A 20,410-nucleotide genomic window follows, 5' to 3' on the forward strand; every position below is an offset into this window, starting at 1 on the left:
CTCAGCACCGGTCAGTTGTACAGAAGGGTTTGCGTCCCCTTCGTCTAGTGGCCTAGGACACCGCCCTTTCACGGCGGTAACAGGGGTTCGAGTCCCCTAGGGGACGCCAGTTTCACACAAGCGATGTTGCAAGATGTCGCTGCGCCGCGAGGCGAAAATCCGGGGCTATAGCTCAGCTGGGAGAGCGCTTGCATGGCATGCAAGAGGTCGACGGTTCGATCCCGTCTAGCTCCACCAATTTACAGTTCAAGGCTTGGCCACACCGGCCTTGAATCGATCAGTACTCAGCGCTGATCAGCTGTTAGAAGGGTTTGTGTCCCCTTCGTCTAGTGGCCTAGGACACCGCCCTTTCACGGCGGTAACAGGGGTTCGAGTCCCCTAGGGGACGCCACGTTTACCCGCTCTGCGGGATTTTTAAGGGTCATTCAATCATTGAATGACCCTTTTGTTTTTCTGGCCTTCGGCCAATTTCTCTTTCTTCCTCAGCCTGCGCTTCTGACCGACGGTCACACTGGCGACTTGCGGAAAATTATTATGAGAATAATATTTTTTCCGTAATATTCGGAGGTAACGATGAACGACAAAAAAGCTCAAACCCGCGAACGTATTCTCCAGGCCGCCAGTTCTGCACTGATCCAGCGCGGCCCGGCCGAACCGAGTGTGGGTGAGGTGATGGGGGCTGCCGGCCTGACTGTAGGCGGCTTCTATGCGCACTTTGAGAGCAAGGATGCGCTGATGCTGGAGGCTTTCACTCAGTTGCTTTCCCATCGACGCGGCCTGCTCGATGAAATGGATGCAAGCCTCAGCGGCGAAGAGCGCCGGGCGTTGGCAGCGGCGTTCTATCTGTCGCGCAAACACCGCGACTCCACCGAGCAGGCGTGCCCGATTCCAGCCTCGGTCGGCGAACTGGGGCGCTTGCCCGAGAGCTTTCGCAAGGCCTTGAACGAACACATGGAGCTGATGGTCGCGCAACTGGCTGCCAGCCCCGAAGATACCGACAAGGCCTTGGCCGACATGGCGCTGATGGTTGGCGGCCTGTCCCTGGCGCGGGCCTTGGGGCCCGGCGAGTTGTCCGATCGTTTGCTGCGTGCCGCCAAGTCGGCGGTGCTATGACCTGAAGTGCAACGGCGAGGTAGGTGATGAGCAGATTGAGCTGGATTCGTGGTGTCAATGGCACTCTGGGGTGGGTGGCGCCGCAATGGGCGGCGAATCGGATGCGTCATTTATTCATGACCCCTCGCGAGCTGCCGCCACGAAAGTGGGAGTTGCCCCTGCTGGCGCGTGCCGAGCGCCTGACCTTGCGTTTCGGGCTTTCAGCCCTGCGTTGGGGCCAGGGGCCGACGGTATTGCTGATGCACGGCTGGGAAGGGCGGCCCACGCAGTTTGCCAGCCTGATCGAGGCCCTGGTGGCCGCCGGCTATACCGCTGTGGCGCTGGATGGCCCGGCCCATGGTCGTTCCCCGGGCGATGAGGCAAACGTGGCACTGTTTGCCCGGGCGATGCTGGAGGCAGCAGCCGAATTGCCGCCCCTGCGCGCGGTGATCGGCCACTCCATGGGCGGTGCCAGCGCCATGCTCGCGGTGCAATTGGGCCTGCGCACCGAAACCCTGGTCAGTATTGCCGCGCCGGCACGTATCCTGGCCGTGTTGCGCGGTTTTGCCAGCTACATGCGGTTGCCGCCCAGGGCGCGTTCCGCCTTTATCCGCCAGGTGGAGAAGAAGGTCGGAATGCGCGCCGCCTCCATGGACGTGGCCCAGTATCAGTTGGATATGCCCGGCCTGATCATTCACGCCGAAGATGACCTCTTCGTTCCGGTCAAGGAATCGGAGCTCATCCACCAGGCCTGGTTCGACAGCCGTCTCCTGCGCTTGAGTGAAGGTGGCCACCAGCGGATATTGGCCGACTCCCGCGTGGTGGATGCGGTGGTGGCGCTGGTCAGTGGACGGCATCTGCAAGCGCGCCAATCGGCCTGAGCATCCGTTACACTGCCCCGGTCAAAAAAACTGACCGGGAGTCGGGCATGAGTTGGGATCTGGCAACGCCATTCGTCATCGATCTGCAGGTGGCCGCCGAGGATATCGATGGCCTCGGGCACGCCAACAATGCGGTCTACGTGACCTGGTTGGAGCGTTGCGCCTGGCGACATTCGCATCGCCTGGGGCTGGACCTGGCCGAATACCGGCGCCTGGACCGGGCGATGGCCGTGGTGCGGCACGAGATCGATTACCTGGCGGCGGCCTATGAAGGCGATGAGCTGCAACTGGCCACCTGGATCGTCGATTGGGACCAGCGCCTGAAGATGACCCGGCGTTTCCAGCTGATGCGCCCGAGCGACGGTACGACCCTGTTGCGGGCCCAGACCACCTTTGTCTGCATCGAGCTGTCCACCGGCAAGCCCAAGCGCATGCCCGCCGAGTTCCTGGACGGTTACGGCCCGGCCCTGCAGGGCGCCTGACACCTTCCTGTGCCCGTGCAGGCGCCGGCTTGCCAGCGAAGGCGCCTGCAACGGCTGGCGCGCCCCTGTAAAACTCCTGCTGAAGGTCGAAACCCAGTAAACTGGCGGACGTTTTTTTGCCCGTTTTCTTGTCGAGTGTGTTTCATGCAAATTGCCCTGGCGCCCATGGAGGGGTTGGTTGACAACATCCTGCGGGATGTACTGACTCGTGTTGGCGGGATCGACTGGTGTGTCACCGAGTTCATCCGCGTCAATGACCGCCTGTTGACGCCTGCCTACTTCCACAAGCTCGCCCCCGAACTGCTGCACGGTGCACACACCGCGGCCGGCGTGCCGCTGCGAGTGCAGTTGCTGGGTTCGGACCCGGTGTGCCTGGCAGAGAACGCGGCCCTGGCCTGTGAGCTGGGCAGTGAGGTCATCGACCTGAACTTCGGTTGCCCGGCCAAGACCGTCAACAAGTCCCGGGGCGGGGCGGTGCTGCTCAAGGAGCCCGAGCTGCTGAACCAGATCGTCGAGCATGTGCGGCGTGCGGTGCCGGCGCACATTCCGGTCACGGCGAAAATGCGCCTGGGCTTCGACAGCCCGGATGGCTCGTTGGTCTGTGCCACAGCGCTGGCCGAGGGTGGCGCCGAACATATCGTGGTGCACGCGCGGACCAAGGTCGACGGCTACAAGCCGCCGGCCCATTGGGAGTGGATCCCGCGGGTGCAGGAAGTGGTCAAGGTGCCGGTGTTCGCCAACGGGGATATCTGGAGCGTCGAGGACTGGCGCCGTTGCCGGGAAATCAGCGGCGTCGAGGACATCATGCTGGGTCGCGGGCTGGTTTCGCGTCCCGATCTGGCCCGGCAGATCGCCGCAGCCCGGGCCGGTGAAGACGTGGTGGAAATGTCCTGGGCCGACCTGCAGCCGATGCTCCAGGATTTCTGGGCTCAGGTAGTGGTGCAACTGACCCCGCGTTCGGCGCCGGGGCGCCTGAAGCAATGGCTGGCGATGCTGACCCGCAACTACCCGGAAGCGGTTGAACTGTTCACCGCCCTGCGCCGGGAAACCGAGCTGGATCAGGTCGGGCGCCTGTTGGGCATGCCCCGGAGCGAGGCGGCGTAAAAAATTTTTAAGGCATGTCTTGAAACGCTGGAGCCCATCCCTATCTCTTGGGTACGCGATGCCGAATTCGGGTCGCGGAGATAACCACTCGCTGAATAATCAGGAGAAACACCCATGAGTACTGCATTTTCCTTGGCTCCACTGTTCCGTTCCTCTGTCGGCTTCGACCGTTTCAATGATCTGTTCGAATCGGCATTGCGCAACGAACCAGGCAGCAGCTACCCACCCTACAACGTTGAGAAACACGCTGACGATCAATACCGCATCGTCATTGCCGCCGCCGGTTTCCAGGAAGAAGACCTGGAACTGCAAGTGGAAAAAGGCGTGTTGACCGTGAGCGGTGGCAAGCGCGATGCCAATGAAAGCGTCACTTACCTGCACCAGGGCATTGCCCAGCGTGCATTCAAGCTGTCCTTCCGCCTGGCCGACCATATCGAGGTCAAGGCCGCGGCCCTGAGCAATGGTCTGTTGAATATCGACCTGCTGCGGGTTGTGCCGGAAGAGGCCAAAGCCAAGCGCATCCCGATCAACGGTGCGCAGCAGGCAGCTCTGCAACACTAAGACCGCTGCAAAAAAAGGGCGCCCTGGTGGCGCCCTTTTTCGTGCCTGTCATTCCAGCAGCTTCTTGAATTCGCTCAGCGGCAACGGCCTGCTATGGAGGAAACCCTGGTACAGGTGGCACTCCAGGCCCTGGAGGAATTCGAGCTGCTGCGGGGTTTCCACGCCTTCGGCGATGACCTTGAGGTTCAGGCTGCGGGCCATGGCGACAATGGCCCGGATGATTTCCGCATCGTTGGGGTCGTGGGTCGCATCGCGGACGAAGGACTGGTCGATCTTCAAGGTGTCCACCGGCAAGCGCTTGAGGTAGGTCAGGGACGAGTAGCCGGTGCCGAAGTCGTCCATGGCAAAGCTCACTCCGAGTTTCTTCAGCCGGCGCATCTTGTTGATGGTGTCTTCCAGGTTCTGGATCACGATGCCTTCGGTGATCTCCAGCTTCAGCAGGCTCGAGGGCAGTGCGTAGGCGTGCAGGCTGTGTTCGACCCGCTCGACAAAGTCGGTCTGGCGGAACTGCCGCGGGCTGATGTTGACGCACAGGCTGAAGTGCTGGGGATCCACCAGTTTCTGATCGATCAACTGGCTGAAGGCCAGGCAGGCCTCGTCGAGAATCCAGGTGCCCACTTCGAGGATCAGGCCGCTGTCCTCCAGCACCTTGATGAACTCGGTCGGCGACTGTGCGCCCAACTCCGGGTGTTGCCAGCGCACCAAGGCTTCGGCGCCGACGATGCGGTTGTCGCGGGCGTCCACCTGGGGCTGGAAGTGCACGCTGAATTCGCCCCGGGACAGGGCCAGGCGCAGGTCGGTTTCCATGCGCAGGCGTTCGCTGGCGGCTTTTTGCATGGTGTTGTGGAACATCTGGGTGGTGTTGCGCCCTGAATCCTTGGCCCGATAAAGGGCGATGTCGGCGCGCTTGAGCAGGTCGGTGGGGGTCGAGCCGTGGTCGGGAATCAGTGCCACACCGATGCTCGGGGTGACCTGCAGGCGCTGCCCATCGAGGAACATCGGTTCGGACAGCAGTTCGCGCAGGGTGTCGGCCAACTGGCGGACCTGTTCGCTGACTTCGTTGCGCGTGCCCTCAAGGCCACTCAGCAGGACCACGAACTCATCGCCGCCCAGGCGTGCCACGGTGTCTTCCATGCGCACGCTGGCTTCGAGCCGGGCGGTGATGATTTTCAACACGGTGTCGCCCACCGGGTGGCCCAGGGAGTCGTTGATGTGCTTGAAGTGATCGAGGTCGAGAAACAGTAGGGCACCGCGCAGGTTATGACGCTTGAGCAGGGCAATCTGCTGGCTCAGGCGGTCCATCAGCAGGGCGCGGTTGGGCAGGTTGGTCAGGGGGTCGTGGTAAGCCAGGTGGCGGATCTGTGCCTGGGCGTTCTTCAGCAGGCTGACGTCCCGGGCGGTCATTAGCAGGCAGGGCGTTTCGTTGAGGGTGATGGGTTCCACCGAGACTTCCAGGGTAAGGATTTCCCCGCGCTTGTTGCGCCCGAGCATTTCCAGGTGGTGCACCCGGCCCTTGATCTGGAGCTCCGCCAGCAAGGTGGAGAGTTGCGCTTCTTCGGCCCAGATGCCGATCTGGTACATGGTGCGGCCGATCACCTCGTCGTTGCGGTGGCCGGTCAGGCGGCAGAAACCATCGTTGACTTCCAGGTAGCGGCCCGTGTCGCGCTCGGTGATGCTGATGGCATCAGGGCTGGAGTGAAAGGCCTTGGCGAACTTCTCTTCGCTGGCCTTGAGAGCCGCCTCCGAGCGCTGCTGCTGGGTGATGTCCCGCAGGTTGGTGACGATGCAGGGCTGCTTGTCCACGGTGATCAGGCGGCTGGAAATGATGCAGGTCAGCGGCTGGCCGTTCTTGTGGTGGACCACCACTGCCACATTATTCAGCGCCTGTTCACGAATCACCTGCTCGATGCGCCGCAGGCGCGGCGCGGCGTCTTCCCAAAGGCCGATCTGTTCGGCGCTGCGGTTGAGCACTTCGTCCAGGGTCCAGCCGAAGGTCTGGGTGAAGCTGGAGTTGATCTCGATGAACTGACCGGTTTCCAGCAAGGTCACGCAGATTGGGTCGGGGCTGACCTGGAACAGGCTGGCGAATTTCTCTTCGGAGGTGATCAGGCGCTGTTCCCGTTCCACCTGCTCGGTGATGTCCAGCAGAGTGCCGGCCATGCGCAGCGGGCTGCCCTGTTCGTCGCGGTAGAGGCGGGCGCGGCTTTCCAGGTAGCGCGAGCTGCCGTCCTCCAGTTGCACCCGGTAGGTCAGTTGATAGTTGCCCGCCGGGCCTTCGCGCAGGCTGCGGTAGGCATCGCGCATGGAGTTGCGCTCTTCGGTGGGTACGCCTTCGAAGAAGGCGTCGAAGGATTCATGGAAGGGGATGGGTTCCAGGCCGTGCAATTGCGCGGCGCGGGCCGAGCCGTAGAGCATGCCGCTGGGAATGTGCCAGTCCCAGGTGCCCAGTTGCGCCGAATCCAGGGCCAGGTCCAGGCGTTCCTGGCTGTCCTTGAGCGCCTGTTCGGATCGTTTGCGCTCGCTGGTGTCGAGAAAAGTGCTGAGCAGGTAGGCCTTGCCCTCCAGTTCAACCTTCTGGGCACTGAGGATGCCGTCATGGATCTGCCCGTTGCTGGCGCGAAATTGCACTTCGAGGCTGGCGGCCTGGCCCTTCTTCTGGACCGCCTTGATCAGTTGGGCGCGCTGTTCGGGGTTGACCCACAGGCCGATCTCCAGGGTGGTACGGCCGATCACGTGCTCGGCGGGCCAGCCGAACTGGCTTTCGAAGTACTGGTTGGCCTCGCTGATCAGGCCATCTTCCAGGCGGGTCAGCAGCACGGTGTTGGGGCACAGGTGAAACAGCGTGGCAAAGCGCTTTTCCGAACTGCTGAGGGCTTCTTCGCGTTGGCGCTGGTGGGTGATCTCGCGGATCACCCCGATCATTCGCGGCTTGCCGTGCTTGTCCGGTAATACGCTGCCGTTGATCTCCAGCCAGTGCAGGCTGCCGTCGGGCCAGCGGATGCGGTGGTGCATGGCGTGTTCCAGCGGCGCGCCGGCCAGCACTGAATGAAAGGCGCGAATCGTCCTGGCCCGGTCCTCGATGGGCAGCAGGTCGAGGTATTCGAGGTTTTCCGGCAAGGGCTGGCGCGGGTCGAAGCCGAACAGCGCCTGGGTGCCCCGGGACCAGCTGATCTGCCCGCTTTCAATATCCCAATACCAGGCCCCCAGGCGCGCACCATTGAGGGCGGCGAGCAACTGCGGTGCGCTTTCCCAGCTTTGCTCCGACTCCCGGGGGTCGACAGCATGGATACGCGGCAAGGGCGGAATACGGTCAGCGGGTTTGGGCATGGAGGTCAGGCCTTGAGCTGAGTCATTCGTCGGGTGCGGGATACTCATGGCGCTGCGGCGTGGCACGGGCGATACCCGGAGTGTTATGCCGGGTTCCCTGGCCAATCGACTTGTGCATCCAGTAAGGCCATGAAAGCCCGCGCAGCGTTCGAAAGTGTCCGTTCGGTATGCAGGATATAGCCTAGCTGGCGGTGCAGCTGTATGCCCGGTAAAGGAATGCGCGCCACCTGGTCGTCGAGCATGGTGCGTGGCAGCACGCTCCAGGCCAGGCCGATGGACACCATCATCTTTATAGTTTCCAGATAGTTAGTACTCATGGCGATGTTCGGCGTCAGGCCCTGGGCTTCAAACAGGCGTTGGACAATATGGTGGGTAAAGGTATTGCCACCGGGGAAAACCGCGGGATGCAGGGCAATATCCGCCAGGCTCACCTGGCCGCTGCTGACCAGCGGGTGTTCCGGCGCGGCGACGAAGTCCAGTGGGTCGTCCCAGACCGCAGTGGCCTTGACCAGGGAGTGGGGCTCGGGGGCCAGGGTGATCACTGCCAGTTCGGCGCGGCCATGGAGGATTTCCTCGTAGGCCACTTCGGAGTCGAGGAACTGGATGTCCAGGGCCACTTGCGGGTAGCGCCGGGTGAAGGCCCGCAGCAATGGCGGCAGGCGGTGCAGGCCAATGTGATGGCTGGTGGCCAGGGTCAGGCGGCCACTGACTTCGCCGGTGAGGTTGGTCAGGGCGCGGCGGGTGTCATCCAGCACATTGATGATCTGGTAGGCCCGGGGTAGCAGGGCACGCCCGGCCTCGGTCAGGCCGATCTCCCGCCCCAGGCGGTCGAACAGCCGCACGTTGAGTTGCTGCTCCAGGCCGGCGATGCGTTTGCTGATGGCTGGCTGGGTCAGGTGCAGGCGTTCGCCGGCGCCGGAAAAGCTGCCGGTCTCGGCGATGGCTATAAAGGCGTTGAGGTTGGCCAGGTCCATGGTTGCATTCCAGTTGGTTATCCAAAGCATGAAAAATATGAATTTGAGTTATTTAATCTAACGCCATAGGATCGGCCTCACAAGCCAAAGGGTTATTGATCGGCGCACGATCGGAGCCCGGGGCATAGAAACAAGCTGATGAGGAATGGTCCGATGGCCGGCAAGACGCTCTACGACAAGCTCTGGGATTCGCATTTGGTCAAGCAGCGCGACGATGGTTCGGCGCTGATCTATATCGATCGTCACATCATCCACGAAGTGACCTCGCCACAAGCCTTCGAAGGCCTGCGTCTGGCCGGGCGCAAGCCATGGCGCATCGATGCCAACATCGCCACCCCGGACCACAACGTACCGACCACGCCGGAGCGCAAGGGCGGGATCGAAGCGATCGCCGACCAGGTTTCCCGCCTCCAGGTGCAGACCCTCGACGACAACTGCGATGAATACGGCATTGTCGAATTCAAGATGAACGACGTGCGCCAGGGCATTGTCCACGTGATCGGCCCGGAGCAGGGCGCCACCTTGCCGGGCATGACCGTGGTCTGTGGTGACTCCCACACCTCGACCCACGGTGCTTTCGGCGCCCTGGCCCATGGCATCGGCACCTCCGAGGTGGAGCACGTGCTCGCCACCCAGTGCCTGGTGGCCAAGAAAATGAAGAACATGCTGGTGCGCGTGGAAGGCACCTTGCCTTTCGGCGTGACCGCCAAGGACATCGTCCTGGCCGTGATCGGCAAGATCGGCACCGCCGGCGGTAACGGCCATGCCATCGAGTTCGCCGGTAGCGCGATTCGCGAGCTGTCCGTCGAAGGCCGCATGACCATCTGCAACATGTCCATCGAAGCCGGTGCCCGTGTCGGCCTGGTGGCGGCGGACGAAAAGACCGTGGCATACGTCAAGGGACGTCCGTTCGCCCCCAAGGGCGCCGAATGGGACTTGGCCGTCGAGGCCTGGAAGGACCTGGTGTCCGATGCCGACGCCGAGTTCGATACCGTGGTCGAGCTCGATGCCGCACAGATCAAGCCGCAGGTCAGCTGGGGCACGTCCCCGGAAATGGTCCTGGCGGTGGATCAGAACGTACCGGACCCGGCCAAGGAAATGGATCTGGTCAAGCGCGATTCCATCGTCCGCGCCTTGAAGTACATGGGCTTGAGCGCCAACCAGGCGATCACCGACATTCAGTTGGACCGCGTCTTCATCGGCTCCTGCACCAACTCGCGGATCGAAGACTTGCGCGCCGCCGCGGTCATCGCCAAGGGCCGCAAAGTGGCTTCCACCATCAAGCAGGCGATCGTGGTGCCGGGCTCGGGCCTGGTCAAGGCGCAGGCCGAATCTGAAGGCCTGGACAAGATCTTCCTCGAAGCCGGTTTCGAATGGCGTGAGCCGGGCTGCTCGATGTGCCTGGCGATGAACCCGGACCGCTTGGAGTCCGGCGAGCATTGCGCCTCGACCTCGAACCGCAACTTCGAAGGGCGCCAGGGTGCCGGTGGGCGTACCCACCTGGTCAGCCCGGCCATGGCCGCCGCCGCCGCTGTCAGCGGTCGTTTCGTCGACGTCCGTGAATTGATCTAAGGAGCGCAGCATGAAAGCTTTCACTCAGCACAATGGTTTGGTCGCGCCTCTGGATCGTGCCAACGTCGACACCGACCAGATCATCCCCAAGCAGTTTCTCAAGTCGATCAAGCGCACCGGCTTTGGCCCCAACCTGTTCGACGAGTGGCGCTACCTGGACGTGGGCCAGCCCTATCAGGACAACTCCAAGCGCCCGTTGAACAAGGATTTCGTGCTCAACGCCGAGCGTTACCAGGGGGCCAGCGTGTTGCTGGCCCGGGAGAACTTCGGTTGCGGCTCCAGCCGCGAGCACGCGCCGTGGGCCCTGGAGGAGTACGGTTTTCGCAGCATTATCGCGCCCAGCTACGCCGACATCTTCTTCAACAACAGCTTCAAGAACGGTTTGCTGCCGATCATCCTGAGCGACGCTGAAATCGACGAGCTGTTCCAGCAGGTCGAGGCTACTCCGGGCTACCAGTTGCGCATCGACCTCCAAGCGCAGACCGTGACCCGCCCCGACGGCAAGGTGCTGAAGTTCGAGATCGATGCCTTCCGCAAGCATTGCCTGCTCAATGGTCTGGACGACATCGGCCTGACCCTGCAGGACGGCGACGCCATCGCCGCCTTCGAGGCCAAGCATCGCGCCAGCCAGCCCTGGCTGTTCCGCGACGCCTGATTGCCTGATCGACGGCAAGCCGGCCCCTACGGATGGCGTTGTAGGAGCTGGCTTGCCAGCGAACGCCGTTTCCCTTGCCCAAAAGGATCGCCCCATGACCAGCAACGCTCACAGCCAGGTAGTACAGAAGCAATTTGGCGAGCAGGCTTCGGCTTACCTGAGCAGCACCGTGCACGCTCAGGGTGCCGAATTTGCCTTGCTGCAGGCCGAGGTGGCAGGCAAGGGCACAGCCCGGCTCCTGGACCTGGGCTGCGGTGCCGGCCACGTCAGTTTTCATGTCGCGCCGCAGGTCAGGGAAGTGGTGGCCTACGACCTCTCCCAGCAGATGCTGGATGTGGTGGCAGGGGCGGCGCAGGAGCGCGGGCTGGGTAACATCCGCACCGTACTGGGCGCCGCCGAGCGCCTGCCGTTCGCCGATGGCGAGTTCGACTTCGTCTTCAGCCGTTACTCGGCCCACCATTGGAGCGACCTGGGCCTGGCCCTGCGGGAAGTGCGCCGGGTCCTGAAGCCGGGCGGCGTGGCGGCGTTCATCGATGTCTTGTCGCCGGGCAGTCCGCTGCTGGACACTTACCTGCAAAGCGTCGAAGTGCTGCGCGATACCAGCCATGTGCGCGATTATTCGGCGGGTGAATGGCTGCGCCAGGTCAGCGAGGCCGGCCTGCACACCCGCAGTACCAGCCGCCAGCGCCTGCGCCTGGAGTACAGCTCCTGGGTCGAGCGCATGCGCACTCCCGAGCCGTTGCGGGTGGCGATCCGCCAGTTGCAGCAGGCAATGGGTAACGAAGTGCGTGAATATTTTGAGATTGCCGCCGACGGTTCGTTCAGTACAGACGTACTGGTGCTGTGGGCCGAGCGATAGACTTTTTCCGGGCACGCCTGCGGGCGTGCCGACAGAGCAAACGAGGAACGCATGAGCAAGCAGATTCTGATTCTCCCCGGTGACGGTATTGGCCCGGAAATCATGGCCGAGGCGGTCAAGGTCCTGGAATTGGCCAACGACAAGTACAGCCTGGGCTTCGAGCTGAGCCACGACGTGATCGGCGGTGCGGCCATCGACAAGCACGGTGTGCCCCTGGCCGATGAGACCCTGGATCGTGCCCGGGCCGCCGATGCGGTGCTGCTGGGCGCCGTGGGCGGCCCGAAGTGGGACAAGATCGAGCGTGACATCCGCCCTGAGCGCGGCCTGCTGAAGATTCGTGCGCAACTGGGCCTGTTCGGCAACCTGCGCCCGGCGATCCTCTACCCGCAACTGGCCGATGCTTCGAGCCTGAAACCTGAAATCGTCTCCGGCCTGGACATCCTCATCGTTCGCGAGCTGACCGGTGGCATCTACTTCGGCGCGCCACGGGGCACCCGCGAACTGGAAAACGGCGAACGCCAGTCCTACGACACCCTGCCGTACAGCGAGAGTGAAATCCGCCGTATTGCCCGGGTCGGCTTCGACATGGCCCGCGTGCGCGGCAAGAAGCTGTGCTCGGTGGACAAGGCCAACGTCCTGGCGTCCAGCCAACTGTGGCGTGAAGTGGTCGAGCAAGTGGCCAAGGACTACCCGGATGTCGAGTTGAGCCACATGTATGTGGACAACGCCGCCATGCAACTGGTGCGTGCGCCGAAGCAGTTCGATGTGATCGTCACCGACAACATGTTCGGCGATATTCTTTCCGACGAAGCCTCGATGCTCACCGGTTCCATCGGCATGCTGCCGTCGGCGTCCCTGGATGCCAACAACAAGGGCATGTACGAGCCATGCCACGGTTCGGCGCCGGACATCGCCGGGCAGGGCATTGCCAACCCGCTGGCGACCATCCTCTCGGTGTCGATGATGTTGCGCTACAGCTTCAACCTGACCGAGGCCGCGGACGCCATCGAGCAGGCCGTGAGCCGGGTCCTGGACCATGGTTTGCGCACCGGTGACATCTGGTCGGCCGGTTGCACCAAAGTCGGTACGCAGGAAATGGGCGATGCAGTAGTCGCCGCGCTGCGGAATCTGTAATCTTTCGGGCCCACTGCACAGACAGTGGCCCACTTTTGTATAGGTGTAGTTGCGATGAAACGTGTAGGTCTGATCGGTTGGCGCGGTATGGTCGGTTCCGTGCTCATGCAGCGGATGCTGGAAGAGCAGGACTTCGATCTTATTGAACCGGTGTTTTTCACCACTTCCAATGTCGGTGGCCAGGGGCCGTCGGTGGGCAAGGATATTGCTCCGCTGAAGGACGCCTACAGCATTGAAGAGTTGAAAACCCTCGACGTGATTCTGACCTGCCAGGGTGGCGACTACACCAGCGAAGTCTTCCCCAAGCTGCGCGAAGCGGGCTGGCAGGGCTACTGGATCGATGCCGCATCCAGCCTGCGCATGGAAGATGACGCGGTGATCATCCTCGATCCGGTGAACCGCAAGGTCATTGACCAGCAGCTGGATGCGGGCACCAAGAATTACATCGGCGGCAACTGCACCGTCAGCCTGATGCTGATGGGCCTGGGCGGCCTGTTCGAAGCCGGCCTGGTGGAGTGGATGAGCGCCATGACCTATCAGGCCGCCTCCGGCGCCGGCGCGCAGAACATGCGCGAGCTGATCAAGCAGATGGGCGCCACCCACGCTGCCGTCGCTGATGAACTGGCCAACCCGGCCAGTGCCATCCTCGACATCGATCGCAAGGTGGCCGAGGCCATGCGCAGCGATGCCTACCCGACCGAGAACTTCGGCGTGCCGCTGGCCGGCAGCCTGATTCCATGGATCGACAAGGAACTGCCCAACGGCCAGAGCCGTGAAGAGTGGAAGGCCCAGGCCGAGACCAACAAGATCCTCGGTCGCTTCAAGAGCCCGATCCCGGTGGACGGCATCTGCGTGCGCATCGGCGCCATGCGCTGCCACAGCCAGGCGCTGACCATCAAGCTCAACAAGGATGTGCCGATCGCCGATATCGAAGGGCTGATCAGCCAGCACAACCCTTGGGTCAAGCTGGTGCCGAACCAGCGTGATATCAGCATGCAGGAGCTGAGCCCGACCAAGGTCACCGGCACCCTGAACATTCCGGTGGGCCGCCTGCGCAAGCTGAACATGGGCTCGCAGTTCCTGGGCGCCTTCACTGTCGGCGACCAGTTGCTGTGGGGGGCGGCCGAGCCGCTGCGCCGCATGCTGCGGATCCTGCTGGAGCGTTGATTCTCTGAGCGCTTGAAATAGCCCGCCCCTTGCACAAGGCGCGGGCTTTTTCATGCCCACCGCAGGAGTGGGCTTGCCCGCCAAGAGTGCTTCGTTCCAACCACAGCTCCCCCCGCGAATTGCCTCGCCACCCCGTGCCGGGTAAAGTGCCGCTCCCCCCGTTTCGCCTGAGGTAGCACCATGACTCCTTCCCTTGATATTGCCGTGATCGGTGCCACCGGTACTGTCGGCGAAACCCTGGTGCAGATTCTGGAAGAACGTGACTTCCCCGTTGCCAACCTGCACCTGCTGGCCAGTAGCGAGTCGGCCGGTCATTCGGTGCCGTTCCGCGGCAAGAACGTGCGGGTGCGTGAAGTCGACGAGTTCGATTTCAGCAAGGTCCAGCTGGCGTTCTTCGCGGCCGGCCCGGCGGTGACCCTGAGTTTTGCCCCGCGTGCCACGGCGGCCAACTGCGCGGTGATCGATCTTTCCGGTGCCTTGCCTTCGGCCCAGGCGCCCAATGTCGTTCCCGAAGCCAATGCCCAGGTGCTGGCCGGCTTGAAAAAACCATTGCAACTGAGCAGCCCGAGCGCTTCGGCTACCGCCCTGGCCGTGGCGCTGGCGCCGTTGCAAGGCTTGCTGGACATCCAGCGGGTCAACCTGACCGCCAGCCTGGCGATCTCCAGCCAGGGCCGTGAGGCCGTCAGCGAACTGGCCCGGCAGACGGCCGAACTGTTGAATGTGCGCCCCATGGAGCCACGCTTTTTCGATCGGCAAGTGGCCTTCAACCTGCTGGCCCAGGTCGGCACTCCAGACGCCCAGGGCCATACCCTGCTGGAAAAGCGCCTGGTCCGGGAGTTGCGCGAGGTGCTGGGGCAGCCTTTATTAAAGATTTCTGTCACTTGCATTCAAGCGCCGGTATTTTTTGGCGATAGCTATAGCGTGACTCTGCAGTCAGGCAGCGCCGTTGACCTGGCGGCAGTCAATGCAGCACTGGAAGCGGCCCCCGGCCTGGAGCTGGTGGAGGCGGGCGACTATCCGACTGCCGTGGGTGACGCCGTGGGCCAGGATGTTGTCTATGTGGGGCGGGTTCGTTCCGGGGTCGACGACCCGACGGAACTGAATCTGTGGCTGACCTCGGATAACGTACGCAAAGGTGCGGCCTTGAACGCTGTGCAGCTGGCTGAATTGTTGATAAAAGACCTGCTGTAAAAGATACTTGGCAACAATTTGCAGAATGAATCTAGCCGGGCGCTATGCTTGGCAAGTTGCTGGAGGTGAGTGGCCGTCAGGTGCTCCCGGGGCATGCAAGAAATAATCGCGCGTCGTGGTCGTTGATGGTCCCGCGCAATGCCTGTTGGCAGCCGCTACAAAACCTTCTCGCTGGCCGAGGAATGTTCAAACAAAGGATGAGGCTATGGTTCAAGTTCGCAAACTGGTGTTAGCAATAGCGGCCGCCTCGGCGCTGTCCTCCGGTATGGCGCAGGCGCTTGGGCTTGGGGAGCTGACCCTGAAGTCGAGTCTGAACCAGCCTCTGGTAGCAGAAATCGAATTGCTCGATGTCAAGGACCTCACTGCCGCCGAGGTAGTGCCCAGCCTTGCGCCGGCAGAAGAGTTCGCCAAGGCCGGCGTTGATCGCCAGGCCTTTCTCAACGACCTGCGTTTCACTCCGATTCTCAATCCCGGCGGCAAGAGCGTGCTGCGGGTGACCTCGAGCCAGCCGCTGTCGGAGCCGATGGTCAAGTTCCTGGTGCAGGTGATGTGGCCCAACGGCCGCCTGCTGCGCGACTACAGTGTGCTGCTGGACCCATCGAAATTCTCCCCGCAGGCCGCCGCCGCTGCCCAGAGCGCGCCAGTAGGCGCCCCGGCGGTGAGTGCCCCGGTCACCCGCGCCAACAAGTCCGGCAAGCCGGAGCAGTACACCACCTCGGCCCGTGACACCTTGTGGGAAATCGCCGCCAAGAACCGCAACGGTGCCTCTATCCAGCAGACCATGCTGGCGATCCAGGCGCTGAACCCGGATGCCTTTATCGATGGCAACATCAATCGGCTGAAGACCGGCAAGGTGCTGCGCCTGCCCGATGTGGTGCAGAGCACCGCGCTGCCGCAGCCCAAGGCAATTGCTGAAGTGGCGGCGCAGAATGCTGCCTGGCGCCAGGGCCGCCGCGCCGGTGCCCGTGGCCAGCAGCAGGTGGACGCGACTCGTCGCGCCGGTGCCGACAAGGCGCCCAAGCAGGTCAACACCAAGGACAACCTGAGCCTGGTGTCCGCTGAAAACGGCAAGACCCGGGGCAAGGGCGCAGCCGGCGATGCCAAGGCGCTGAACAACAAGCTGGCGGTGACTCAGGAAAGCCTCGACGCAACCCGTCGTGACAACGCCGAGCTCAAGGAGCGCATGGCGGACCTGCAAAGCCAGCTGGACAAGCTGCAGCGCCTGATCGAATTGAAGAACAACCAGTTGGCCAAGATGCAGGCCGAGGGCGCAGGTACTGCGGTACCTAGTGCCCAGCCAGCTCCGGCAATGCCAGCTGAGTTGGTGGCCAAGCCCGAAACGCCAGCCCCAGTGGTGGCGCCAGCGGCCCCGGCCAGCGAGCCGGCTGCCAAGCCTGCTGAGGATGCCGTTCCCGCCAAGAGCGACGAAGATAAATACTCCGATCTGCTGACCAACCCGATCCTGCTGGGGCTGGTGGGTGGCGGTGCGGTATTGGCCTTGTTGCTGCTGTTGCTGTTGCTGGCTCGTCGCCGCAAGGCTCAGCAGGAAGCGGAGAAGCACTTGCGCATGGCGCGGGCACTGTCGGAGGAAAGCGATTTCACCGAGGAAATGGACCTGCCGGAAAGCAGCTTCGAAGGCCTTGAGGTTCCAGCACCAAGCGTTAATCTCGCTCCAGCTCCAGCTCCAGCTCCAGCTCCAGCTCCAGCTCCAGCTCCAGCTCCAGCTCCAGCTCCAGCGCCGGTGGTGGCGCCCGCTCCGGTAGCCCCGGTCGAGCGCGCCACCGATGTGCTGGGCCAGGCTCAGAATCACATCGATGCCGGCCGCCTGAACCAGGCCGCGGCGATTCTCGAAGAAGCGGTCAAGTTGGAGCCGCAACGCAGTGATCTGCGTCTGAAGCTGATGGAGGTCTACGCGCATCAGGGTGACCGCAGCGCCTTTGTCGCCCAGGAACGGCAGTTGGTGGCCAATGGCGATAACCACGCTCAGGTCGAGCAACTGAAAAGTCGCTTCCCGGCAATGGTCGCGGTAGCGGCGGCAGCTGGCCTGGCCACTGCGGCCGTGGCAGCCGAACTGGATGCCGAGTACGTCAAGGAGCTGCTGCAGGACGAACCGCCAGCGCCTGAGCCGGCTGCTCCGGTAGAAGGCCTGGATGCGGATTTTGACCTGAGCCTGGATGACCTGGAGGCGGCTTCACCGGCAGTGCTCACCCCTGAACCTGAAACCGAGCTGGAAGACTTCCCGCTGGATGACGACCTGAGCTTTGGCTCGGTGCTCGAGCAGCAGCTTGCTCCCGAGGAAAACCTGGACGACCTGGGTGATTTCGATCTGGACCTGGGGGCTGATCTACCGGCGGCGAAGCCGAGCGATGAAGATTTCCTGCTGAGCCTGGATGACGACCTCAAGGACCTGCCGGCAGGCGACGTGCCTACCGTCACCGACCCGGCCCTGGATGACCTGGACCTGTCGGCGGACTTCGATCTGTCCCTGGCCGATGAGCTGGATGCTGGCGCGGACTCCAAGGACGCCTTCACTTCCGAGCTGGATGATGTCAACGCTGAACTGGATCGTCTGAGCCAGAGCCTTGATCAGCCGGAGCCGGCGATCCCCAGCTTCACTGCCGAGGATGCCGCTGCAGCGCCTGATGAGGCGGACTTCGACTTCCTCTCCGGCAGCGACGAGGTGGCCACCAAGCTCGATCTGGCCCAGGCCTATATCGATATGGGGGATAACGACGGTGCGCGGGACATCCTCGGTGAGGTGCTGAGCGAAGGTAACGAAGGGCAGAAGAGCGAAGCCCAGGAGATGTTGGGGCGACTGGCCTGAAGCAACCTGATGCTTGAACAGAACGGCAGCCGATGAGGCTGCCGTTTTTGTTGGTGGCGCTGCGGTGGCGGTGAGGCTCAGGCCAGCAGGTCTTCGTAAAAGGCACCGAAGGGCCGGGTAGGGTGGGAGATCTGGATTTCCAGGATCCACAGACCCACTTGCGGGCAGGCGGCGAAATCTCCCAGGTCCCCAGCGCGGTAGATGGCGTGGGGAAAGTCGCTGACCCGATGGCCCTTGATATCCAGATTGAGTACCCAGCCCATGGCTCGGGCCTGTTCCTGTGCATAGCGATAGAGTTCAGGGCCAGCCATCTGGTGGCTCTGCCAGTGGTCGTGGACCTGGTCGAACAGGCTTTTCGCCGCGGCGGCACAGGCATGCATTTCAGCGTCGTCGCCGACCACGAACGTCGCCCCGCAATCACCTTCATGGCGGTCCCAGACCACGCCCAGGTCGATGAAGAACAGATCGTTTTCCTGGAGTAGCGGATCGCCATCGGAGCGTTGCTTGAAGGTTTTCAGGGTATTGGCGCCAAAGCGGATCAGCAGCGGATGCCAGATTCGCTCCATACCCATCTCCCGCAGGACTTGCAGGCCCATTTCCCTGGCGGCGGATTCCTGCATGCCCGGCTTGACCTGCCGGGCGATCTGCCCGATGGCCTCCCAGGTCATGCGCTTGGCATGGAGCATGCCCTCCAGGCTGTAGGCCAGGCCTACGGCTTCTTTGCTGGTTGCGTTCATTCATCGGCTCTCGATCAGGGGGCTTTGTTGTTTTCGATATATAAAAAACTATATAGCGTTTGCCTGTGGGCGGATGCAATCGCCCTGTGGGCGGCTGTATGGCTGATCAATCTGCAAACAAAGCCCGACAGCCCGTGGCGTCTATTGTCTGCGGCCCTATAATGAGCGCCTTTGCGCATATCAGCAGGCTGTAAGTTCTTGGCAAATATAGATAACCCGGCCGCCGAAATGGCAGCCGAAGGCTTTTCCCGAATCGCCCTGGGTGTGGAATACAAGGGCTCGCGCTACCGCGGCTGGCAGCGTCAGGCCTCCGGTGTGCCCAGTGTCCAGGAAACCCTGGAGAAGGCCCTGTCCCGGGTCGCGGATTCTCCGGTGGTGGTGTCCTGTGCCGGACGCACCGATGCCGGGGTGCATGCCTGCGGGCAGGTGGTGCATTTCGATACTCAGGCCGTGCGTTCGATGAAGGCCTGGGTGATGGGGGCCAATATCAATTTGCCCCACGACATCAGCGTCAGCTGGGCCAAGGAGATGCCCGCGCATTTTCACGCACGGTTCAAGGCGATCGCCCGGCGTTACCGTTATGTGATCTACAACGATCAGATCCGTCCAGCCCATCTCAACGAAGAAATCACCTGGAACCACCGGCCGCTGGATATCGAGCGCATGGCCCAGGCTGCCGCGTTCCTGGTGGGCACCCATGATTTCAGCGCGTTCCGGGCCGGGCAGTGCCAGGCCAAGTCGCCGATCAAGGAGATCCATCACCTTCGGGTCACCCGGCACGGCAAGATGATCGTCCTGGATATTCGTGCCAGCGCATTCCTGCATCACATGGTGCGCAACATCGCCGGGGTGCTGATGACCATCGGTGCCGGCGAGCGGCCGGTGGAGTGGGCGCGAGAAGTGCTGGAAAGCCGGATCCGGCGTACCGGCGGCGTCACCGCCCATCCTTTTGGTCTGTACCTGGTGCAGGTCGAATACAAGGACGAGTTCCAGTTGCCCGAGCGATACATCGGGCCACATTTCCTCAGCGGATTCTCGGAACTTGACGGCTGACGCCCGGAAAAGCATTTGCTACCATCCGGGACTTTCCGGATTTGCCCCCGAGGTTCATGACATGCCAGCTGTTCGCAGCAAGATCTGCGGGATTACCCGCATAGAAGATGCGCTGGCAGCAGTGGCGGCGGGGGCCGATGCCATCGGCCTGGTGTTCTATGCCAAGAGCCCGCGGGCGGTGAATGTGCAGCAGGCGCGGGCAATCATCGCCGCCTTGCCGCCGTTCGTGACCAGCGTCGGCCTCTTCGTCAATGCCAGTCGTTGCGAGCTGGGGGAGATCCTCGACGCCGTACCGCTGGACTTGCTGCAGTTTCATGGCGATGAGTCGGCGGCTGATTGCGAGGGCTATCACCGGCCCTATATCAAGGCGTTGCGGGTCAAGGCCGGGGATGACATCGCGGCGGCCTGCCTGGCCTATCCGCGGGCCAGCGGGATTCTGCTGGATACCTATGTCGAAGGCGTGCCGGGTGGAACCGGCGAGGCGTTCGACTGGTCCCTGGTTCCTCAGGGGCTGAGCAAGCCGATCATTCTTGCCGGTGGCCTCACGCCAGATAACGTGGCGGCAGCCATCGCCCGGGTGCGCCCGTATGCGGTGGATGTCAGCGGCGGGGTGGAGCAGGGCAAGGGCATCAAGGACCCGGCAAAGATTCAGGCATTTATGCAGGCAGTGCGTCGCAGCAACGAGTCGATGTGACGGCTGGCAGTCTGCCGCCGTCCATAACACCACTGTACAAAACAGGCAGGCGTCGCCTTCAGGCGGGGTCGGAATCGAGTGGCAACCGCTCTGGAGCGGGTTG

The 20,410-nt window shown here is 62.7% G+C and carries 17 protein-coding genes and 3 tRNA genes; 17 read left to right on the forward strand and 3 right to left on the reverse strand.

Features of this window, described 5'->3' with window-relative positions; translation table 11 throughout:
- The first annotated feature begins 33 nt into the window (after nt 1–33).
- From AC07R1_RS31210 to AC07R1_RS31245, 8 genes are all read left to right on the forward strand, one after another.
- A tRNA-Glu gene (locus tag AC07R1_RS31210) sits at nt 34–109 on the forward strand.
- A 52-nt stretch (nt 110–161) separates the two neighbouring features.
- Nucleotides 162–237, forward strand: a tRNA-Ala gene (locus AC07R1_RS31215).
- 78 nt (nt 238–315) lie between these two features.
- Nucleotides 316–391: transfer RNA gene (locus AC07R1_RS31220), tRNA-Glu, on the forward strand.
- Between the two features lie 182 nt (nt 392–573).
- Nucleotides 574–1,113 (forward strand): TetR/AcrR family transcriptional regulator, encoded by a 540-nt coding sequence (locus tag AC07R1_RS31225; RefSeq protein WP_011060368.1) that lies wholly within the window; start codon nt 574–576, stop codon nt 1,111–1,113.
- A 26-nt stretch (nt 1,114–1,139) separates the two neighbouring features.
- On the forward strand, nt 1,140–1,973 hold the full coding sequence (locus AC07R1_RS31230; protein WP_053157343.1) for an alpha/beta fold hydrolase: 834 nt from the start codon (nt 1,140–1,142) through the stop codon (nt 1,971–1,973).
- A 47-nt stretch (nt 1,974–2,020) separates the two neighbouring features.
- The gene (locus tag AC07R1_RS31235) at nt 2,021–2,455 is read left to right on the forward strand and encodes an acyl-CoA thioesterase (protein WP_495111265.1); all 435 of its coding nucleotides are present in this window, start codon (nt 2,021–2,023) and stop codon (nt 2,453–2,455) included.
- A gap of 144 nt (nt 2,456–2,599) precedes the next feature.
- Nucleotides 2,600–3,559 (forward strand): tRNA dihydrouridine synthase, encoded by a 960-nt coding sequence (locus tag AC07R1_RS31240; RefSeq protein WP_015634892.1) that lies wholly within the window; start codon nt 2,600–2,602, stop codon nt 3,557–3,559.
- A 114-nt stretch (nt 3,560–3,673) separates the two neighbouring features.
- Nucleotides 3,674–4,120: an Hsp20 family protein gene (locus tag AC07R1_RS31245; RefSeq protein ID WP_011060372.1), complete on the forward strand. Its 447-nt coding sequence runs from the start codon at nt 3,674–3,676 to the stop codon at nt 4,118–4,120.
- Between the two features lie 48 nt (nt 4,121–4,168).
- Here AC07R1_RS31245 and AC07R1_RS31250 read toward each other — a convergent pair whose 3' ends face one another.
- Together AC07R1_RS31250 and AC07R1_RS31255 are read right to left on the reverse strand one after the other, a co-directional pair.
- A complete protein-coding gene (locus tag AC07R1_RS31250; RefSeq protein WP_072444846.1) occupies nt 4,169–7,447 on the reverse strand; it encodes an EAL domain-containing protein in 3,279 nt (1,092 codons plus the stop codon).
- Between the two features lie 83 nt (nt 7,448–7,530).
- The gene (locus AC07R1_RS31255; RefSeq protein WP_011060374.1) at nt 7,531–8,421 is read right to left on the reverse strand and encodes a LysR family transcriptional regulator; all 891 of its coding nucleotides are present in this window, start codon (nt 8,419–8,421) and stop codon (nt 7,531–7,533) included.
- 153 nt (nt 8,422–8,574) lie between these two features.
- Between AC07R1_RS31255 and leuC the strand changes: the two genes are divergently transcribed.
- The 7 genes from leuC (at nt 8,575) to AC07R1_RS31290 (ending at nt 17,823) form a co-directional block, all read left to right on the forward strand.
- Nucleotides 8,575–9,993, forward strand: a complete 1,419-nt coding sequence (gene leuC, locus AC07R1_RS31260) for a 3-isopropylmalate dehydratase large subunit (RefSeq protein ID WP_072451535.1) — start codon at nt 8,575–8,577, stop codon at nt 9,991–9,993.
- 10 nt (nt 9,994–10,003) lie between these two features.
- Nucleotides 10,004–10,648 (forward strand): 3-isopropylmalate dehydratase small subunit, encoded by a 645-nt coding sequence (leuD, locus tag AC07R1_RS31265; RefSeq protein WP_015634896.1) that lies wholly within the window; start codon nt 10,004–10,006, stop codon nt 10,646–10,648.
- 94 nt (nt 10,649–10,742) lie between these two features.
- Nucleotides 10,743–11,507, forward strand: a complete 765-nt coding sequence (locus AC07R1_RS31270; RefSeq protein WP_015634897.1) for a class I SAM-dependent methyltransferase — start codon at nt 10,743–10,745, stop codon at nt 11,505–11,507.
- A 51-nt stretch (nt 11,508–11,558) separates the two neighbouring features.
- A complete protein-coding gene (gene leuB / locus AC07R1_RS31275) occupies nt 11,559–12,641 on the forward strand; it encodes a 3-isopropylmalate dehydrogenase (protein ID WP_342403830.1) in 1,083 nt (360 codons plus the stop codon).
- 54 nt (nt 12,642–12,695) lie between these two features.
- On the forward strand, nt 12,696–13,808 hold the full coding sequence (gene asd / locus AC07R1_RS31280) for an aspartate-semialdehyde dehydrogenase (RefSeq protein WP_015634899.1): 1,113 nt from the start codon (nt 12,696–12,698) through the stop codon (nt 13,806–13,808).
- Nucleotides 13,809–13,988: 180 nt separating this feature from the next.
- Entirely contained in the window at nt 13,989–14,999 is a 1,011-nt protein-coding gene (locus AC07R1_RS31285; RefSeq protein WP_072451533.1) for an aspartate-semialdehyde dehydrogenase, read from the forward strand.
- 205 nt (nt 15,000–15,204) lie between these two features.
- Complete coding sequence (locus AC07R1_RS31290) at nt 15,205–17,823, forward strand: FimV/HubP family polar landmark protein (RefSeq protein WP_495111266.1); 2,619 nt, start codon at nt 15,205–15,207, stop codon at nt 17,821–17,823.
- Nucleotides 17,824–17,900: 77 nt separating this feature from the next.
- On the opposite strand, the gene AC07R1_RS31295 is transcribed toward AC07R1_RS31290, so the two are convergent.
- Nucleotides 17,901–18,560, reverse strand: coding sequence for a M24 family metallopeptidase (locus AC07R1_RS31295; RefSeq protein WP_495111267.1), 660 nt, complete (start codon nt 18,558–18,560; stop codon nt 17,901–17,903).
- 228 nt (nt 18,561–18,788) lie between these two features.
- Between AC07R1_RS31295 and truA the strand changes: the two genes are divergently transcribed.
- Together truA and AC07R1_RS31305 are read left to right on the forward strand one after the other, a co-directional pair.
- Nucleotides 18,789–19,613, forward strand: coding sequence for a tRNA pseudouridine(38-40) synthase TruA (gene truA / locus AC07R1_RS31300; RefSeq protein ID WP_011060382.1), 825 nt, complete (start codon nt 18,789–18,791; stop codon nt 19,611–19,613).
- A 61-nt stretch (nt 19,614–19,674) separates the two neighbouring features.
- Nucleotides 19,675–20,307: a phosphoribosylanthranilate isomerase gene (locus AC07R1_RS31305; protein WP_011060383.1), complete on the forward strand. Its 633-nt coding sequence runs from the start codon at nt 19,675–19,677 to the stop codon at nt 20,305–20,307.
- The last annotated feature ends 103 nt before the right edge of the window (nt 20,308–20,410 follow it).

The organism is Pseudomonas sp. GW821-FHT07F01 (assembly GCF_059418825.1).

Excerpts from the sequence above, each read along its gene's own strand:
- AC07R1_RS31270 (WP_015634897.1), top strand. The coding sequence starts at position 10,743 with ATGACCAGCAACGCTCACAGCCAGGTAGTACAGAAGCAATTTGGCGAG.
- truA (WP_011060382.1), top strand. The coding sequence starts at position 18,789 with ATGGCAGCCGAAGGCTTTTCCCGAATCGCCCTGGGTGTGGAATACAAG.
- leuD (WP_015634896.1), top strand. The coding sequence starts at position 10,004 with ATGAAAGCTTTCACTCAGCACAATGGTTTGGTCGCGCCTCTGGATCGT.
- AC07R1_RS31245 (WP_011060372.1), top strand. The coding sequence starts at position 3,674 with ATGAGTACTGCATTTTCCTTGGCTCCACTGTTCCGTTCCTCTGTCGGC.
- AC07R1_RS31255 (WP_011060374.1), bottom strand. The coding sequence starts at position 8,421 with ATGGACCTGGCCAACCTCAACGCCTTTATAGCCATCGCCGAGACCGGC.
- leuC (WP_072451535.1), top strand. The coding sequence starts at position 8,575 with ATGGCCGGCAAGACGCTCTACGACAAGCTCTGGGATTCGCATTTGGTC.
- asd (WP_015634899.1), top strand. The coding sequence starts at position 12,696 with ATGAAACGTGTAGGTCTGATCGGTTGGCGCGGTATGGTCGGTTCCGTG.
- AC07R1_RS31235 (WP_495111265.1), top strand. The coding sequence starts at position 2,021 with ATGAGTTGGGATCTGGCAACGCCATTCGTCATCGATCTGCAGGTGGCC.
- AC07R1_RS31225 (WP_011060368.1), top strand. The coding sequence starts at position 574 with ATGAACGACAAAAAAGCTCAAACCCGCGAACGTATTCTCCAGGCCGCC.
- leuB (WP_342403830.1), top strand. The coding sequence starts at position 11,559 with ATGAGCAAGCAGATTCTGATTCTCCCCGGTGACGGTATTGGCCCGGAA.
- AC07R1_RS31285 (WP_072451533.1), top strand. The coding sequence starts at position 13,989 with ATGACTCCTTCCCTTGATATTGCCGTGATCGGTGCCACCGGTACTGTC.
- AC07R1_RS31230 (WP_053157343.1), top strand. The coding sequence starts at position 1,140 with ATGAGCAGATTGAGCTGGATTCGTGGTGTCAATGGCACTCTGGGGTGG.
- AC07R1_RS31250 (WP_072444846.1), bottom strand. The coding sequence starts at position 7,447 with ATGCCCAAACCCGCTGACCGTATTCCGCCCTTGCCGCGTATCCATGCT.
- AC07R1_RS31305 (WP_011060383.1), top strand. The coding sequence starts at position 19,675 with ATGCCAGCTGTTCGCAGCAAGATCTGCGGGATTACCCGCATAGAAGAT.
- AC07R1_RS31295 (WP_495111267.1), bottom strand. The coding sequence starts at position 18,560 with ATGAACGCAACCAGCAAAGAAGCCGTAGGCCTGGCCTACAGCCTGGAG.
- AC07R1_RS31290 (WP_495111266.1), top strand. The coding sequence starts at position 15,205 with ATGGTTCAAGTTCGCAAACTGGTGTTAGCAATAGCGGCCGCCTCGGCG.
- AC07R1_RS31240 (WP_015634892.1), top strand. The coding sequence starts at position 2,600 with ATGCAAATTGCCCTGGCGCCCATGGAGGGGTTGGTTGACAACATCCTG.